This window comes from Nostoc sp. NOS(2021) (assembly GCF_017115025.1).
Taxonomy (GTDB): domain Bacteria; phylum Cyanobacteriota; class Cyanobacteriia; order Cyanobacteriales; family Nostocaceae; genus Nostoc.
The window spans coordinates 48,762-65,798 of sequence record NZ_JABXKM010000136.1 but is presented as its reverse complement, the minus strand read 5'-3'; the positions used below and the strand labels follow the sequence as shown (position 1 = coordinate 65,798).

The 17,037-nt window shown below is 40.3% G+C and carries 18 protein-coding genes; 10 read left to right on the top strand and 8 right to left on the bottom strand.

Translation table 11 applies throughout. From position 1 onward, the window contains the following. Window positions 1-221 precede the first annotated feature (221 nt). The 5 genes from HWQ41_RS18220 (at window position 222) to HWQ41_RS18200 (ending at window position 4,398) form a co-directional block, all read left to right on the top strand. Entirely contained in the window at window positions 222-881 is a 660-nt protein-coding gene (locus tag HWQ41_RS18220) for a VWA domain-containing protein (RefSeq protein ID WP_292765629.1), read from the top strand. An 11-nt stretch (window positions 882-892) separates the two neighbouring features. Next, window positions 893-1,684, top strand: coding sequence for a PP2C family serine/threonine-protein phosphatase (locus HWQ41_RS18215; protein WP_292765626.1), 792 nt, complete (start codon window positions 893-895; stop codon window positions 1,682-1,684). 6 nt (window positions 1,685-1,690) lie between these two features. Beyond that, complete coding sequence (locus HWQ41_RS18210) at window positions 1,691-3,850, top strand: tetratricopeptide repeat protein (protein WP_292765624.1); 2,160 nt, start codon at window positions 1,691-1,693, stop codon at window positions 3,848-3,850. A gap of 15 nt (window positions 3,851-3,865) precedes the next feature. Further along, window positions 3,866-4,039 (top strand): hypothetical protein, encoded by a 174-nt coding sequence (locus tag HWQ41_RS18205; RefSeq protein WP_292765622.1) that lies wholly within the window; start codon window positions 3,866-3,868, stop codon window positions 4,037-4,039. Window positions 4,040-4,164: 125 nt separating this feature from the next. Next, on the top strand, window positions 4,165-4,398 hold the full coding sequence (locus HWQ41_RS18200; protein ID WP_292765646.1) for a barstar family protein: 234 nt from the start codon (window positions 4,165-4,167) through the stop codon (window positions 4,396-4,398). A 22-nt stretch (window positions 4,399-4,420) separates the two neighbouring features. Here the strand turns inward: HWQ41_RS18200 and HWQ41_RS18195 are convergent, their stop codons facing one another. Together HWQ41_RS18195 and HWQ41_RS18190 are read right to left on the bottom strand one after the other, a co-directional pair. Further along, a complete protein-coding gene (locus tag HWQ41_RS18195) occupies window positions 4,421-4,804 on the bottom strand; it encodes a type II toxin-antitoxin system VapC family toxin (protein WP_292765619.1) in 384 nt (127 codons plus the stop codon). 50 nt (window positions 4,805-4,854) lie between these two features. Beyond that, window positions 4,855-5,202: a hypothetical protein gene (locus HWQ41_RS18190; protein ID WP_292765616.1), complete on the bottom strand. Its 348-nt coding sequence runs from the start codon at window positions 5,200-5,202 to the stop codon at window positions 4,855-4,857. A gap of 97 nt (window positions 5,203-5,299) precedes the next feature. Between HWQ41_RS18190 and HWQ41_RS18185 the strand changes: the two genes are divergently transcribed. Further along, window positions 5,300-5,743, top strand: a complete 444-nt coding sequence (locus tag HWQ41_RS18185; protein ID WP_292765614.1) for an Imm30 family immunity protein — start codon at window positions 5,300-5,302, stop codon at window positions 5,741-5,743. Window positions 5,744-6,779: 1,036 nt separating this feature from the next. On the opposite strand, the gene HWQ41_RS18180 is transcribed toward HWQ41_RS18185, so the two are convergent. Further along, window positions 6,780-8,432, bottom strand: coding sequence for a Ppx/GppA phosphatase family protein (locus tag HWQ41_RS18180; RefSeq protein ID WP_292765612.1), 1,653 nt, complete (start codon window positions 8,430-8,432; stop codon window positions 6,780-6,782). 336 nt (window positions 8,433-8,768) lie between these two features. Between HWQ41_RS18180 and HWQ41_RS18175 the strand changes: the two genes are divergently transcribed. After that, window positions 8,769-9,650 (top strand): 4-hydroxybenzoate solanesyltransferase, encoded by an 882-nt coding sequence (locus HWQ41_RS18175; protein WP_292765643.1) that lies wholly within the window; start codon window positions 8,769-8,771, stop codon window positions 9,648-9,650. A 189-nt stretch (window positions 9,651-9,839) separates the two neighbouring features. Next, on the top strand, window positions 9,840-10,604 hold the full coding sequence (locus tag HWQ41_RS18170) for a thioredoxin domain-containing protein (protein ID WP_292765610.1): 765 nt from the start codon (window positions 9,840-9,842) through the stop codon (window positions 10,602-10,604). A 192-nt stretch (window positions 10,605-10,796) separates the two neighbouring features. Here the strand turns inward: HWQ41_RS18170 and HWQ41_RS18165 are convergent, their stop codons facing one another. The 3 genes from HWQ41_RS18165 to HWQ41_RS18155 all read right to left on the bottom strand — a co-directional run bounded on the left by HWQ41_RS18165 (window position 10,797) and on the right by HWQ41_RS18155 (window position 12,621). Continuing rightward, window positions 10,797-11,462, bottom strand: coding sequence for a glutathione S-transferase family protein (locus tag HWQ41_RS18165; protein ID WP_292765608.1), 666 nt, complete (start codon window positions 11,460-11,462; stop codon window positions 10,797-10,799). Between the two features lie 68 nt (window positions 11,463-11,530). Beyond that, complete coding sequence (locus tag HWQ41_RS18160) at window positions 11,531-11,974, bottom strand: thioesterase family protein (protein ID WP_292765606.1); 444 nt, start codon at window positions 11,972-11,974, stop codon at window positions 11,531-11,533. Between the two features lie 59 nt (window positions 11,975-12,033). Then, window positions 12,034-12,621 carry a TetR/AcrR family transcriptional regulator gene (locus HWQ41_RS18155; protein ID WP_292765604.1) on the bottom strand — a complete coding sequence of 196 codons (588 nt, stop codon included), beginning with the start codon at window positions 12,619-12,621 and terminating at the stop codon, window positions 12,034-12,036. Between the two features lie 827 nt (window positions 12,622-13,448). On the opposite strand from HWQ41_RS18155, the gene HWQ41_RS18150 reads away from it, so the two are divergent. Further along, window positions 13,449-14,246 carry a sulfite exporter TauE/SafE family protein gene (locus tag HWQ41_RS18150; protein ID WP_292765601.1) on the top strand — a complete coding sequence of 266 codons (798 nt, stop codon included), beginning with the start codon at window positions 13,449-13,451 and terminating at the stop codon, window positions 14,244-14,246. 43 nt (window positions 14,247-14,289) lie between these two features. On the opposite strand, the gene HWQ41_RS18145 is transcribed toward HWQ41_RS18150, so the two are convergent. Further along, complete coding sequence (locus HWQ41_RS18145; protein ID WP_292765599.1) at window positions 14,290-14,952, bottom strand: cadmium resistance transporter; 663 nt, start codon at window positions 14,950-14,952, stop codon at window positions 14,290-14,292. A 349-nt stretch (window positions 14,953-15,301) separates the two neighbouring features. On the opposite strand from HWQ41_RS18145, the gene HWQ41_RS18140 reads away from it, so the two are divergent. Beyond that, window positions 15,302-16,012: a cadmium resistance transporter gene (locus tag HWQ41_RS18140; protein ID WP_292765597.1), complete on the top strand. Its 711-nt coding sequence runs from the start codon at window positions 15,302-15,304 to the stop codon at window positions 16,010-16,012. A 62-nt stretch (window positions 16,013-16,074) separates the two neighbouring features. Here HWQ41_RS18140 and cysK read toward each other — a convergent pair whose 3' ends face one another. After that, complete coding sequence (gene cysK, locus HWQ41_RS18135; protein ID WP_292765595.1) at window positions 16,075-17,037, bottom strand: cysteine synthase A; 963 nt, start codon at window positions 17,035-17,037, stop codon at window positions 16,075-16,077.

The window sequence follows — 17,037 nt, the reverse complement described above, 5'->3', positions numbered from 1 at the left end:
TATAAGGGGAGGGTTAGGGTGGGGTAAAACCTTAATATTTACTGTGATTGTGAAATTAATTCCGTCCGACTACTTATCAGCTAACAAGTACAAACGCTTTCAATCAGGCAAATAGACAGTAGTATTTATACGTATAAGTACTACTGCAAAAGTGTTTTTTTTAAGCTAATAATGTAAGTGATTTATCTCTCAGACCAGTTGACTCAATTTAGGAGCATCGAATGCCTGTAGGATTGCCTGAATTCGTTGAAAATCCAGAAAATCGTTGCCCTGTAATTCTCTTACTCGATACTTCTGGCTCTATGTCAGGTCAGCCTATCCAAGAGTTAAATCAAGGACTTGCTGCTTTCAAAGAAGATGTAGTAAAAGATTCCCAAGCATCGCTGAGTGTGGAAGTGGCGATGATCACATTTGGCCCCATAGTTAAACTGATACAAGACTTTGTGACGATTGACCAATTTACACCGCCTACATTGGAAGTAGCTGGTGTTACCCCAATGGGTGCGGCGATTGAGTATGCTTTGGATTTTCTAGAAAATCGGAAACAGACTTATAAAGACAACGGTATTCTCTATTATCGCCCTTGGGTATTTTTGATTACAGACGGAACGCCAACTGACTCCTGGGATTCAGCCGCGAAAAGATTGAGAGAAGCAGAAGCACAAAGCCGACTATCATTTTTTGCGGTTGGTGTAAAGGATGCTGATATGAATATCCTCAAACAAATTTCTCCTCCTGAACGTCCACCAGTTATGCTAAACGGCTTAGATTTTCGTGAGCTGTTTGTCTGGCTTTCTGCTTCGATGAAACGGGTTTCTAGTGGCAAAGTAGGGCAAGCTGTAGCTTTACCGGCTATGGGATGGGGTCAAATTAGCAGTTAGGAGGAAATTTTGTGAATTGGAAAGCTGTTGCGCGTTCTGCGATCGGAACAAGTCATACAAACCAGGGTATAGTTTGTCAAGATTATGGGGATTATCGCATCTTTCATGATCTGATTATTGTAGGCGCGGTTGCTGATGGTGCTGGTAGTGCTAAATATTCTGATATTGGTGCTAAGTTGGCGGTAGAAACCGTACTCAAATGCTTTTCTGATATTAATGAATCTCCTCAGAAGGAAGAAGAATTAGAGCCAGGTTTTTCTCAACCACTGTCCAAAGAAGAAGCTGAGAAACTGTTTGCTAAGATTGTAAAAAAAGCTATTACAAAGTTACATGAGCAAGCAGCCAAAGAAAATCATTCTGTCAATGATTTAGCTTGTACATTGTTGGTTTTCGTGGCAACTCCTGACTGGTTTGCAGCTATGCAAATCGGGGATGGATTTATTGTAAAGCGTTCCCAAGAGTCAGAATATCAACTGTTGTTTCAGCCAGATAAAGGTGAGTTTGCTAATGAAACGACTTTTATCACCTCAACAAATGCAGTAAAAGAAATGCAGGTAAAGGTGATTTGCGAAAAACAAGAGTTTATTTGTGCTTCCACTGATGGACTCGAAAAAGTAGCAATTCGCTTGAGCGACTGGGAACCCTTCTCACCTTTCTTTAAACCTTTGGAGGAATTCTTGCACGAACCTGTTAATGGAGAGGACGAAGATAAATATCTGATGGAATTCCTCAACTCTGAACGGCTAAATTCTCGCACTGACGATGATAAAACCTTACTTTTGTGCTTCTTTGATAGAGAGTAAAATTCGATGACAGTTTTCACCTGTGCCAGTACGGGTCAATGGATTACTCTGCTGGGTGAACCTAAAATTAGTGGTGAAGCGAAGGTTTGGCAAACAAATCGCAATGGTTACTTAGCAAAAATTTATCACAACCAAACTCCTGAGCATGTGCAAAAGTTGGCGGTGATGATAGCGCACCAACCCAAAGAGCCAAACTCTCACCTGAATCATATTTCTTTTGCTTGGCCTAAGTCGGTACTGAAAGATGCTCAGGGTAATTGTGTGGGCTTTTTGATGCCGGAAATTAAGGAAGGAAAAGAACTTATTAATATATATAACCCCCAGAAAAGAAAGGCTTTGAAACTTGAGGTTGATTGGCGTTTTCTCCACACAACGGCGCTAAATATCGCCTCAATTATTGAAGCAATTCACATTTCTGGCTATGTTTTGGGTGATATCAAGCAGCAAAATATTCTTGTAAACGATCGCGCCTTACCTTCAATTATTGATACTGATTCCTTTCAGGTTCGGAATCCGGTAAATGGCAATATTTATCGTTGTCCAGTTGGTTCACCAGATTATACACCACCGGAACTGATTGATCAAGATTTTTCTAGCATTGATCAAACGGAAGTACACGATCGCTTCCGGTTAGCAGTGATTATCTATCAATTGTTGTTTGGTGGTCAAAGTCCTTTTGCAGGAACGTGGATAGGCGCGGGGAAAGAGCCAGACACTAATGATCGTATCCGTCAGGGTTTATGGTTGTATGCACCAAACAGTTTGATTCAACCCGTAGAAAGGATAATTCCTCTTGAGATTGTTCACCCAGAGGTTCAGCGATGTTTTCTCAGATGCTTTAATGATGGTTATCAAAATCCTAATTTACGCCCAACTGCTGGGGATTGGGTAAAGGCGCTCAGACTTGCTGTTAATGAGTTAACTATCTGTGGAAAGGTAGACAGCCACTACTACAGCCGAACTTATGGTAAATGTTATTGGTGCGATCGCTCTACAAAACTTGGTATTGATATATTTCCTGGCTTTGCGAAAAAACACACCTCTTACAAAGATAAAGATGCCGATGCCTACATCAACTCAGGAGTTGCCCGTTATAACTTGGGAGACTACCAAGGGGCGATAGATGATTACAACCAAGCTCTCAAGATTAATCCTAACCATGCCGATGCTTATATCAACTCAGGAGTTGCCCGTTATAACTTGGCAGACAACCAAGGGGCGATAGATGATTACAACCAAGCTCTCAAGATTAATCCTAACCATGCCGATGCTTACATTGTCCGGGGAGTTGCCCGTTCTAACTTGGGAGACAACCAAGGGGCGATAGATGATTACAACCAAGCTCTCAAGATTAATCCCGACTATGCTTTAGCCTACAGTAACCGGGGATCTGCACGTCATAATTTGGGAGATTACCAAGGGGCAATAGATGATTCTAACCAAGCCCTCAACATTAATCCTAACGATGCCAATGCGTACAAAAATCGGGGACTTGCACGTTCTGCACTAAGAAATAAGCAGGGGGCGATAATTGCTCTTAGTTTAATAGCAGCTTCACTGATTGCTTATTCTAGCATACCGATTATTTTTGCTAACAATCTTAATTCTGCAAAAAATTCCAACCTTGAAAAAGACTACGTGAAACGTTGTTCAGTCCATGTGAACTTGAAAGATTATAGTGAGGCAGTAGATGACTGTAACAAAGCAGTTAAGATCAATCCCAATAATGACGAAGCCTACTCTTTACGTTGTTCAGCCTATTTTTCATTGAAAGATTATAGTGAGGCAGTAGATGACTGTAACAAAGCAGTTAAGATCAATCCCAATAATGACGAAGCCTACTCTTTACGTTGTTCAGCCTATTTTTCATTGAAAGATTATAGTGAGGCAGTAGATGACTGTAACAAAGCAGTTAAGATCAATCCCAATAATGACGAAGCCTACTTTTTACGTTGTTCAGCCCATTTTCAATTGGAAGATTATAGTGACGCGGTGGATGACAGTAACGAAGCAGTTAAGATCAATCCCAATAATCATAAAGCCTACTTTTGCCGGGGTGCTAGTCATATTATGAATGGAAATCACTATCAAGGAGTGGAAGATTTTCGGAAAGCTGCAAGCTTAGGAAACGAAGAAGCTAAGAAAATATTCAAAGATGTTAAATAATATAAGGAGGAATACATGAGTGAATTTATAAATGTTTCGTCAATAGACATAAAACAAGGCATACATGAAACAGTGGAACAAATAGCCGCAGAACCAGGAACTAAAGTTTTTTATCTTGATGGTAAAAAAATTAATAGCAAAGAAACATTTTTAAGTAAAGCTGCTGAAGCAATGCAATTTCCTACATAAGTAAGTAGGTGGGAAAATTTACAAGTATGTCATTGCGAGTGAAACGCAGTGTAACGTTCGCGTAGCGTCTCGTAGAGAAGCAATCACAAGGACTTTAACGGTTTTACATTTTGTTACATAGTTAGATTAATTCGTGCCTACCTACTTACTTTGGTGCAAACTGGGATGCTTTTGATGAATGTATCACCGATTTAACATGGTGTCCGGCTGAGAGATACGTCATATTGTATTACCATGCTGATATCTTTGCTCAAGCTGAACCGACACAGTACCAAATAGCATTGGATATTTTAAATTCAGCTAAAGAATACTGGGAAGATAATAATATAACTCTGAATTTTTTAACTATAAACAAATAGGTCAAATTAACCTTAAGACAAATTAAGATATAGTCCAATCTTCTAAACTCAAATTAGGCACTTTTTCAAAATCCTTGCGGTTGCGCGTAACCAAAATACCATTCACTGACAGCGTAATTGCCGCAATGCGTAAATCTTGAGTCCCAACGCGGATTTTTTGCTTAACTAATTCAGCGCAAATTTTGCCAGCATCATGACTAAATGGCAGCACCTTGAGAGTATTTAAGTCTTCTAATGTATCTTTTAATCTGGCATAAGCAAAGACTAATTCATCTAATGAATCAGCCCTGTTAATAATATTCATTCGCCCCCGTAGTTGTTCAGTAGCTGTAACTATAGTTATGGCAATGTCTTGAGTATTAAATGTATTTAATCGTTCGATAATAAATGGATTACCTCTTTGCATCAATGATAGGTGATCTGTATCTAGTATCCTTAAATCATTCACCTCTGAATTTATCTCGCTTCATTATCTGCATCCAATTCACGTCGATATTCTTCTATATATTCCAGCATCTCATCAAATTGCGGATCATCTTTATATTTGCCAGCTATTTTCAACCAAGGATTTTCTACTTTGGGCGCTTCAATTTCTAAAGTCACAATTTTGGCTGTTTCTAACCGAGTTTCCAAACTTTGACTGAGTTTCTCTATTGCTTCCGTTTCCGTATTTCCTAAACCTTGACAGTCTGGTAAACCTAACAATATTGCTTTGACTGTGCCATCTGGTTGATTTTCAATCAGCACATCATAAGTTAACTTTGGTGCAGTTGTCGTAGAGGTAGTTTTTACAGCTAAATTCATAATATTTTCATCTTTGAAGTTTTATATTGATTATAACATTTTTAAGTAAAGCTGCTGAATCAATACAAAGTATTTTTGATAAAGTAGGTTGAAACCCATGAATCAAAACAATCTATTGGCAATTTTAAGAGAAAATCGCTTGATGCAAGCTCAACAGCAAGTTACGGACTTTGAAAATGCTTTAGCTGAAATAGCTGATAATCCTGATGAGCAAAATTTATCTGCATATCATCTTGTTTTAGATGATCAATGTCAACAGCCAGAAGTGATGTTCAGCTTAATTCATTTTCTCGAATCTTTTGATATAGAAGAGCAAATTGCGGCTTTTATTAAAGTTGTACCCCAATTAATGATCAATGCACCTGAATGGACAAAAATCATTCATGACAGGATTTTAAATGATGATTCAGCTTGCCAAGTTTATCAAAAACTTTTACACTCAGCTAATTTGAACACACCTCATTTTCTCTATCATCTCTTGGAAGAAAGTATTGTAAATAAACTAAAAATTCAAGAAAGTTTGTCCAGCATCACTCAATAAATATTAAACTATTTTGGCGATCAAACTCAGATTAAATTCTGAGCAGTACTAGATGACGCAGTTTTTTAGTTTATAAGTAGAAAAGCCTACGAAAGACCTAACCCCCTAGCCCCCTTCCCGACACGGGAAGGGGGAAAATTCAAAGTCTCTCTCCTTGTAGGAGAGAGATTTAGAGAGAGGTTTTCCAGATCCGGTGAGAAGTCAGTTAAATGATTCACCTCTGAATTTACCTCACTTCCTTGTCTGCATCCAATTCACGTCGATAAGGATAAGTGATCTGTATCTAATATCCACACAATAATCACTTTGTCTCATTATTATAGGGGCGCCAGGGCAATGGAATTCGCGGCTACACAAACAAAGTCCGCTAAGAAAAAATTGAGGGTTTGTAACCCACAGAGGTGGGTAAAGCCTCGTGTAGACACGGTTTATAACCGCCGCCAATGAGCAATGCTCTGCCGCTCCCAACTTATTTGTATCATTAGGAAAGTGAAACGGTATGAGTTTTCTCCAGTGCAGAGAACCGAGCAATTGAGCCTGTTTTACTGAAATTTTATATAAGGATATCTAAGTTTTCCCGGCTTAGATATCCAATAGCAACATAACCTACATTAAATAGATTGTTAACTATATTATAATTACCAATTTTTATTTTTAAATGCTTCTTAGGACAGTTTATAAATTGATCCTTAAGTAAGATGTCAAAATTAGATAGGAGGTTTTATTTAATTTTGAAAACATATTGAGATAAAAAGTCTTGTTCTATTTTATAATGGGGTGTTTTTTGCTAATCACACCCTGTTGAACGGTTATCAGATAAATTCATCTGATTTTTACCTCAAGCTTTTATATTGAGCCTAATTTCTCAAGCTGATGAATTGTCACAAGAATAGACTTCTTGCATAAATCAAAAAAAGAACCCCACTCCGCCTGCGGAGAGGGGCTGGGGGTGGGGTGTTAGGGAAATTTTGCCAGAGGTCTAATGAAATATAAGCTATTTACAGGTGCGTTACACTGCGTTAATGCACCCTACTTTCTAAGACAAGTTAGCAACGCTATATTTTTCTAAAGTCGCTACTAATTTCACTCCAAATTCTTCCTCAAACACTCCTTTTTTATAATCTAAACTCCAGAGTTCTAAAGCACAATCATCATCAGATTGAGATGGAAAAATCAGCAAGTTTACCTGCCGAAATTGTGGATAATATTCACATTGGACTTGAGCGATCGCACCAATTTGTCGTCTATCTAATGCCACTGCCAATCTTAAAATTGCACTCAATTGACTGACCATTTGTCGCTGGTGTTTAGTCAGCAAATTCTGGTAATCTTCATGTTTTTTCTTGGGCGGCGATTTGCGATGATAACGCGCTAAATTAGCAATGATTTCAATCTCGGTTTCTGTATAACCGAGTAATTCACCATTGCGAATTAGATAGTAAGAGTGTTTGTGGTGAGACGAATGGCTGACATAATGACCGCAATTGTGTAATATTGCAGCTGCCCACAGTAGTTGTCGCTCGTCAGATCCCCAGTGGTGTAGGGTACCTTGAGTTTGGTCAAATAAACTCTGGGCAAATGCTGCCACGCGATCGCTATATTCTAAGTTAACGTGGTATTTATTAGCGAGTTTTAGAACATTCCGTTCCCGAACTGAACTTTGGTAGCGCAGCTTATCTTCAATTAAACCGTGGGTTAGCATCCAGTCTACAATTACGCCTTCCCTCAGAGAACGCTCACACACTGTTACCGATTCACTACCCAAAAGGGTCATCGCTTCCTGTAATATTACTGCACCAGCGAGTATAACTTCCGCCCGCTTATCTGGCATACCGGGAATCGCAGCCGTTTCTGAATTACTCAGTTTCCGCAAGCGATTTACCAACTCTCGCAAGTCTTTAAGACTGAACTGGTAGCCATTGAGAGTGGAAGGAATAACACCCGACTTTTCCCGTGCATGAATCATCGCCAAGGTTTCAATTGTACCAGCCGTACCCACCAAACGGGGAGATTCCCCAAGTTGGAAGTTTGCTAATACCTCATCCACGGAACGTTCTAACATCCCACGTGCATAGGCTTGCAGGTATTGAAACTCAGTGTTACTGATGGGGTCGGTAGTGATTAATTCGCTAGTCAGTCGCACTGCACCAACTTTGGTACTGGTGAGAGTACGCGGTTCGTGACTGTCGCCCAAAATCAATTCTGTGGAACCACCGCCAATATCAACAATCATGTGGGGCTGGTTGTGAAATTCCATCCCCGACAGCACGCCAAGGTAGATTCGTCGCGCTTCTTCTTGACCAGAAATCAAGTCAACGCTTAAACCCAACTCCGTTTCTACTGTGTGCAAAAAATCTTTACCATTGGGGGCTTCTCGTACAGCACTAGTTGCCACAGCAATGATTGTTTCAGCATTGATAGTTTTGGCAACTTCTTGGAAGCGTCCTAAAGCAGCGATCGCCTTTTTAATTATCTCCGGTTTGAGTTCCCCTGTAGTTAGATTGCGATCGCCAAGTCTGACGGTTTCTTTTTCTCTAGCGATAATGCTGAAAGCCGGTAGTGTGGGGTCAATTTTGACTACTACCATGTGTAGAGAATTTGTTCCCAGGTCAATGGCAGCAATAATCCGATGTTGGTTAGGTGGTTGAGTTGGAACACTCTCCCAGCTAGCCGAAACTAAATTCAGCATCTAGTTTTCTCTCTTTATAAGAAATGATGGCAAACGGTGATATGTCGGGGTAGCTGGCACTGATATTTGTTGCAACACACTTGCTCTGAGATTGACCGTTGGTCGAGGGTAACTGAGCTAAGTATATTCACCCTAATGTTTATAACCCTAGTGACTATTTAAAGATATTTAAAGTTGCCACTTTAGGTTATGTTTTTACAAATAACAAATAACGTTATTCTATAGATATAAAGATGTGTGAATTAGGGCATGGGGCATGGCGCATAGGGCATAGGAGAAATACTAATTCCCAATGCCCAATGCCCAATGCCCAATGCCCAATGCCCAATTAATACTATGTTAACGACGCCAGAACGCCCCCAGTCACCAATTTGGCTTGTAATTATCCGGCTTTTGCGCTGGCATAAACCAGAAGGACGGTTAATTTTAATGATTCCTGCCCTTTGGGCTGTGTTTTTGGCAGCTTCTGGGAAACCGCCTTTACCTCTGGTTGGTGTGATTATATTGGGTACTCTAGCCACGAGTGCGGCTGGGTGTGTTGTCAACGATTTGTGGGATCGGGATATTGATCCAGAAGTGGAGAGAACACGCGATCGCCCTCTCGCTTCTCGCGCCCTGTCTGTGAAAGTTGGGATTGTAGTTGCGATCGTCTCGCTAGCATGTGCAGCAGTCCTGGCCTTTTATCTTAACCCCCTGAGTTTTTGGTTATGTGTGGCAGCAGTACCTGTAATTCTGCTTTATCCAGGTGCAAAGCGGGTGTTTGCCGTACCGCAACTGGTGCTTTCCATCGCTTGGGGTTTTGGCGTATTGATTAGCTGGAGTGCAGTCACACAAACAATTTCCCAACCAACTTGGTTACTTTGGGGTGCGACTGTATTATGGACATTGGGATTTGATACTCTTTATGCTATGAGCGACAAAGAAGACGATCGCCGCATTGGTATTAATTCTAGCGCTCTATTTTTTGGGAATTATGCCCCTGTAGCCATTGGAATTTTCTTTGCTGGCACAATCTTGTTATTGGCTTGGTTAGGTGTACTCATACATCTGCACTTAGCCTTCTGGATTAGCCTTGCAGTTGCTGCTATCGGATGGGTTTGGCAGTCTCTGCGATTAAGACAGCCAGACTTACCCAACCCTGTTTATGGTGAGATGTTCCGGCAAAACGTGTGGATTGGTTTTATTTTACTTGCTGGGATGATTCTTGGATCTTTTTAACAAGTAAAAAGTAATGTATATAACAATACAGTTCACTTAAGCATTTCTTCTTTTTCTTCCTTCTCTTCCTTTGCGTCCTTTGCGTCCTTGGCGGTTCGTTAAAAAATTGACTTTGATTAAAGAGTTAAGCCTTAACTGAACCGTATTGATGTATAGAATCCCCTTAAAGAAGTATTTATGAGTTTTTGTATGGGTGCATTCTTTGATTGGTTTAGTTGCTTATTTCAGTATCTGCGTACTTGGACAGCAATAGGTCTACTATGTTTGGTTGTCACCTGGTCATTTCCTGCACAAGCTGCCAGCACGATTGATCCGCAGTTGGAACAGCAAGTATTACAAATTATCCGGGAACACCCAGAGGTAATTATTGAATCTGTTCAAGCCTATCAGCAGCAACAACAACAGAAAGTAAACCAAGCACAGCAAGCATTTTTACAGGATTTAAAGACGAATCCTCAAATAGTGATTGGTGACTCTCCCACCATAGGTTCAATTAAATCAAAAACTGTGCTAATAGAATTTTCAGATTTTCAATGTCCCTATTGTGCTGAGGCGCATAAAACCTTGAAACAATTATTAGCAAAGTATCCAGATAAACTAAGATTAGTTTACAAGAATTTACCTCTGATTTCAATTCATGCTGAAGCATTGCCAGCTGCGACAGCAGCTTGGGCAGCATATCAGCAGGGCAAATTTTGGGAATATCATGATGCGCTATTTACTAATCAAAAGCAACTGGGTCAGGGGTTATATTTAGATATTGCTAAAAAACTGAATCTGGATTTGGGTAAATTTAAACGCGACCTGACTCTTGCCACTTCCGCAATTAAGAAAGATATCCAGCTAGCTGAGAAATTGGCTGTTTCTGGCACACCTTTCTTTATAATTAATAGTCCAACTTTTTCAGGAGTGGTGCAGCTAGCAGACATCAAAAGCATATTGGATGCTAAGTAAATTGGTGTAAAGAGTAGCTTATGAGGAGTGATGAGGAGAAATTTTCCTCACTCCTCATGTTCTTAAAGATATGACAAGTTCAGTAGTGATGCCAATTTTGGAGATTGTTATAGAGTGTACTTGATTCGTTAGCGATCGCAATTACTTCTTGATATCCCGCCTCAACACGCACAAACTCGCTAATTCTTCTTGCTATTTGTTCTTATTCGCTTTACTCCTACGCAACCTCACTAAAGCTCTAACTCGCCCTTTAAATGCTTCAAATTCTTCGCTGCTCAATTTGGTTTTCTGCCATACTGGACGTTGCATTAAGCGCTCAGACCATTCATTTAGCCTGGGGTAATCACTGAGATTAACACCTAAATTAGGTAATGAAAGTACACCTATTCCCGCAACGATATCTGCTAAAGTTAACTGTTGACTACCAAAAAAACTGCGATCGCCAAGCACTTGTGTAAAAAATTTCAGTAGCTTATCTATATGCTGCTTTGCTTGTGCAGCTTGTGGTGAATCTTCACTTTCATAAATTAGTGAAATCACTTGTGGAAATAATTCATTAGCAGTGAGTAATTGCACCATCCTCACCTTTGCTAATGCCTGAGGCTCAGAAGGTAACATTACAGGTGTAGGATATTTACTTTCTAAATAGTCCATAATTGCCAGTGATTCTACAACTCGAAAACCCTGATCTACCACAACCGGAATGTGATGAAAGGGATTAATTGTCGAAAACTCTGGTTGTAATTGATCGCCATCCAAATTAATCAAAACTGATTCAAAGGGTATCTCCTTTTCCAGTAAGGTCAGCCACACACGACGAGCATTTGGCGAGAGCGGATTGTAGTAAAATTTCAGCATGGTGAATCCTTGATAAATAAAACCGTTCAGTCTGAAAATAGTTAAAAAAATTTCAGCTTTTATCAAATTCAAATTTCCTGAGTCACTTGCTGACACTGGAAATATTTCTTTTGCAATTCTTCTGGAATTTTAATAGGACGACCATTGTGCAAACTAATAAAAGCACCTTTTTGTGTCGCCACTGCTGCTAACTCATTATTAGATAAAATTTCAGCTTGCACAGTCCACTTCAACCGTCCTAAATTACTCAGCCATAAACGTCCAATCACTTGATCAACAATCTTTATCGGACGTTTATATTCAATTTCCGTTCCAGCTAGAATCGGTGTATATCCTTGCTCAATTTGTTGATTGAGTTGCCAATGTTCATCTAAAAACTTTAAACGTAAATCCTCTAGCCATCTGATATAGACAATATTACTCACGATTCCCATAAAATCAATGTCGTATGTTCTTACAGGAATTGCCAATACTACTTCTAATGGTCTATGCAAGTTGTTATTTACTAGCATTATTTCTCTCGATCAATTATTTTTTAATACTGCTCAGTCTGTAAAATAGGAAAATAAATTTAAAGGTAAGTTTCCAAATATTGATTCAGGTGATTAATTACCCTGTGCATATGAATTGAATCTCCATAAAGCTTGCTCATCATTATGGCTCCTTCCAGCGTTGCAATTATGATGGTAGCGATTTCATCAGCACTTACTTCCGGGCGAATTTCACCCTTTTCAATTCCCGTTTCAATAATTCGACGAATTAGATGCAGCCAAGAGTCCATCGCCTGTTGAGCGTGTTCTCGCAACGCTGGATGAGCATCATCACTCTCCACAGCAGTATTCAGCAGTGGACACCCTCCCTTGATCGGTGGATTTTCTGCGAAGCTACTAAATACCCCAATAATTGCTTGCAGACGTTCTACTGCGTGGCGTTTGCTTCGTAATGCAAATCTAGTATGCTGTTTGATGCGAGCGATCGCAAAGTCAAAAGCCTGTAGTGCCAGATCATCTTTACTTTGGAAGTGATTGTAAATTCCTCCTTTCTGCAATCCAGTCACACGCATGATGTCTGACATTGATGAGCCTGCATACCCCTGTTGGTTAAACAGTTCGGCTGCTTGGTGGAGAATTCTGCTTTTTGTTTCTTCGCCTTTGGACATTACAGCGATTTCTTAGAGTGGGGAGTAGGGAGTTTATTAAATTGAAAATTGCTCTAAATAAAATATTACCGACCGAATGGCCTGATTTAGAGTATAATGATATGTGCTTGAAAGTCAAGGCTTTTTTAGAATTGTAATCACTTTCACGGCGTTGCCAATTGCAGTATAAATCCAGATGTAGAGACGCGATATATCTTTTCTACAAGGTTTTGAATTATCCCTATGGTTATTAACTTGTAGGTAAATTTTTTAACAACTAGTCCTCAGAAGTTTAACCGGCTGCGATGTATTATCCAGAGAATCTAGCGATATACAACGCGAATACGCTGGACGTTTAATCATGCTTACAAGTAAAATACGGTAAGTGCATCGCCTTACGGGCTTTTACATGTAAAACCGCAGAAAAACCCAGTTAGAAGTTGAGTTTAGCAGAGCAACTGACCCATAAGCAGTTATCAAAGTCTGTTTCAGCTAAATGCCAGTTGTCATGCTTCCAAAAACTTCCAGACAGGTTTTAAGTTGTCCAGGAATCCTCTGCCCTAACTTTTAGCTGGATAACCTTTGTGTCACTCATCCCTTGAGAAACACAATAACTTGCCATCACTAGCTCTGTCTACCACAGGGCTATAGTTTGGCTGAATTGCTGCTCTCTAGCAGTGAAGCTTTAGCTGACTTTCAGTTCTAGCTGCTCGTAGTTAAGTCAGTGAACAGTTATCAAGGCTTCGTTTGGGGATTTAAACCCTAACCGACGCTGCTCACTTATAGAAGTGGGAGACTCAACAGGACTCTGATAACTGATAACTGAATTGTTGAAACCCCCGAAGAGTATGCACTATTTATTACTACCGTTCTTAAGCTTTTTTGTTGGCATCATCGTTGGTTTGACAGGAATTGGCGGAGCCTCTCTCATCACCCCAATGTTGATTTTTGTTTTTCAGGTTCCGCCTTCCATCGCTGTGAGTTCTGATGTTGTGGCTGCCACATTGATGAAGATTGTTGGTAGCGTCAAGCATTGGGAACAGAAAACCCTTGATACAGAAGTTGTCAAATGGTTGGCATTTGGGAGTGTTCCAGGCTCACTATTCGGGGTGGGGATTTTGCACTTCATTAAACGTACAGGTGAGTATAACCTGGATAACATCTTACTCCGTTTGCTTGGCGGGATGATTTTGTTAGTCACAGTGTTAGCACTCGTGCAATTGTTGTTATTGACTTTTTTCCCCAAATTTAATTTACCCGAACTGCCAAAGTTAGACTTAGAAACTAATTTTGGTCGCTTCCTAACAATCACTTTGGGAGCAATTTTAGGCTGTTTGGTTGGTCTAACTAGCGTCTCATCAGGTTCAATGTTTGCCCTAGTGCTGATTGGGTTTTTCCGCCTTGATGCACGGAAGTTAGTGGGTACAGATATTTCACACGCAGCGATTTTACTGCTGTTTACAGCCCTGGGCCATCTCAGCCTGGGAACAGTTGATTGGAGTCTGGTATTGCCTATCTGGCTAGGCTCTGTTCCAGGGGTGTTACTAGGCGCTAAAATCTGCCAGGTAGCTCCACAACGCCCACTACGGTTTATCATTTACGCCATCTTGATGATGGTGAGTTGGAAATTAGTTCATCAGGTATGAGCAATTTGAGATTTTAAACCCTAAATCCAGCATCTAACATTGATTAACTTCTCACCCAAGGTAGTAGAGTGAATGTACCTCGTTCATACATAATGAACAGACCCAAGCCAATTAACACAAAAGGTACGACAGCTTGACCGTAGCGACTTAAAATATAAGCAATGGTAGGTTGACGGCTTAAAAAATAAGCGATCGCACACCAAACCCCGACCATGACAAAAAATATACCCAAAATTACTCCCAAGCTGGTAAGATCGTGACCAGCGAATAAAGGAATATATACACTAATATTGTCACCACCATTAGCGATCGTTACTGCTGCCACTTTATAGGTTTGGGGGTGCAAAACACTCAAAATAAAAGACAATATGGGGTTAGTAGGTGTGGACTGACTAAAATCACTGCTGACTGTCTGAACTGTGATAGTTTCTTCTTTTCTATATACTAATTGCTGAAGACCAATTGCTATTGGTAGTAGTCCTAGCAATCCTATCCATTCTCGCTGTACGACCAAGCCACCAAAAAACCCTGGTAAGCTAGCGATGATAATGGCTGTAAAACCCAGATATTGACCGAGTAAGATATGCCTGGGGCGAAAATTAACATTTACCTGTGAAAAAAATATTAACAAGATAATGATGTCATCTATGTTAGTGGCTATGAAGGCAATTATCCCTTCACTGAAGGTTGTCCCTAACTTACTCATGCTGCATTTTTATAACCTACGATTTATCACCATACCAAATTAACCTTATAGCAGTCCTATCTGATTTGTGAAAATCGCAAGGCTCAGATCCCGGACTTCTCTAAGAGGATGTTTAAAAAGTCATGATTGATGTATCAAATATTTTTACCCCACCCTAACCCTCCCCTTGGAAAGGGGAGGGAATTAAGTTTACGGTTTCCCCCCTTTATAAGGGGGGATTAAGGGGGGTAATAATTCGATTAAAATTACAACATACCACTTTTAAAACAACCTCTAAGAAGTCCGGGATCTCATTGTTCAGGAATGATTTAGGATTGCTACAAAACCATATCTATGTTTCTCTTAAAATATGAACGAGTTACTTACTGCAATTACTACAGGGGCGATCGCGTTCATTGCCACTAACATTGATGATATTGTCATTCTATTGTTGTTTTTTTCTCAAATAAATGCTAAATTTCGCCCCAGGCATATCATTGCTGGTCAGTTTCTCGGTTTTACGGTTCTGTTAATCCTTAGTCTTCCGGGTTTATTTGGTGGGTTAGTTTTATCAAAAAGCTGGATTGGATTACTTGGTTTACTACCAATGTCCATAGGTATCAGTAGCTTAGTGAATCGGGAAGAAGATTCATCAAAAGAAGTTGTAGCTGCAACAGAAGAAGGTGAAGCATCAACAATTCCTAGCTTTTTTTCTCCCCAAGTTTATAGTGTGGCAGCTGTTACAATTGCCAATGGTAGCGATAATATTAGTGTCTACGTGCCTTTATTTGCTAGCAGTAACTTAGAGACTTTTTTGGTAATTATTGGATTATTTTTTCTATTATTAGGAGTTTGGTGCTACGTTGCATACAAATTAATTAACAATAGAGTCATAGCTGATGTATTGACTCGCTATGTTAATAATCTTGTGCCTTTTGTTCTGATCGGATTAGGCGCTTTCATTGCATTAAAAAGTGAAGCTTTGAGCTTAATCAAGCTAGCTGCTAGTTGTGTCTGTTTAATTATTTTGGTGAAAAATAATGAAAGTGTCGATGAAATTGGCGAAAATTCTAATAGATAACAAAGCCAATTTTAGATTTTGATTTAGATGAAAAATCCAAAATCTAAAATTGGTATGCGGAATCAAACTTTACTTAACCACTCATTTTCCTCTGGGTCTTTGAATAGTGAGGTACTGAGGTAGCGTTCGCCGAAGCTAGGCTGGATCATCACGATGAGGCGACCGGCATTTTCTGGCCGTTGTGCCACTTGAATAGCCGCGTATAAAGCAGCGCCAGTAGAAATCCCCGATAGCAATCCTTCTTCTTTTGCGAGGCGACGGCTGTAAGCGATCGCTTGCTCATCTGCTACCTGAATCACTTCATCTACCAGTTCTGGACGGTAAATTGCTGGGATAAATCCCGCGCCGATACCTTGGATTTTGTGAGGCCCCGATTTCCCACCTATTAATACCGGACTGTTGCTTGGTTCAACTGCGATCGCTTGAAAACTCGGCTTCCGTCCTTTAATAACTTCTGCAACTCCCGTAATCGTCCCACCAGTACCCACTCCCGCCACGAGAATATCTACTTCTCCATCGGTATCATCCCAAATTTCTTCTGCCGTGGTTTCGGCGTGAACTTTCGGGTTAGCAGGGTTGCGGAACTGCTGCAACATATAAGCATTGGGCGTTTGAGCTAAAATCTGTTCTGCACGACCGATCGCTCCTCGCATCCCTTCTACCCCTGGCGTTAACTCTAGTTGAGCGCCATAAGCTTTGAGCATCAATCGTCTTTCCTGGCTCATTGTGTCAGGCATCGTTAGAATAAGATCATAACCTTTAGCGGCCGCCACCATCGCCAGCGCAATTCCTGTATTCCCAGAAGTCGGCTCTACTAAAACGGTTTTTCCGGGGTGAATCAAGCCTGCTTCTTCTGCCGCTTCCACCATACTCGCGCCAATCCGGTCTTTTACAGAAGATGCTGGGTTCATGCTTTCTAGCTTCACCACAATCCGAGCAACCGCTCCCGAAGCTTGGGGAATCTTATTTAATTGAACTAAAGGAGTTCGTCCGATTAACTCTGTGATATCTTTCGCTATCCGCAT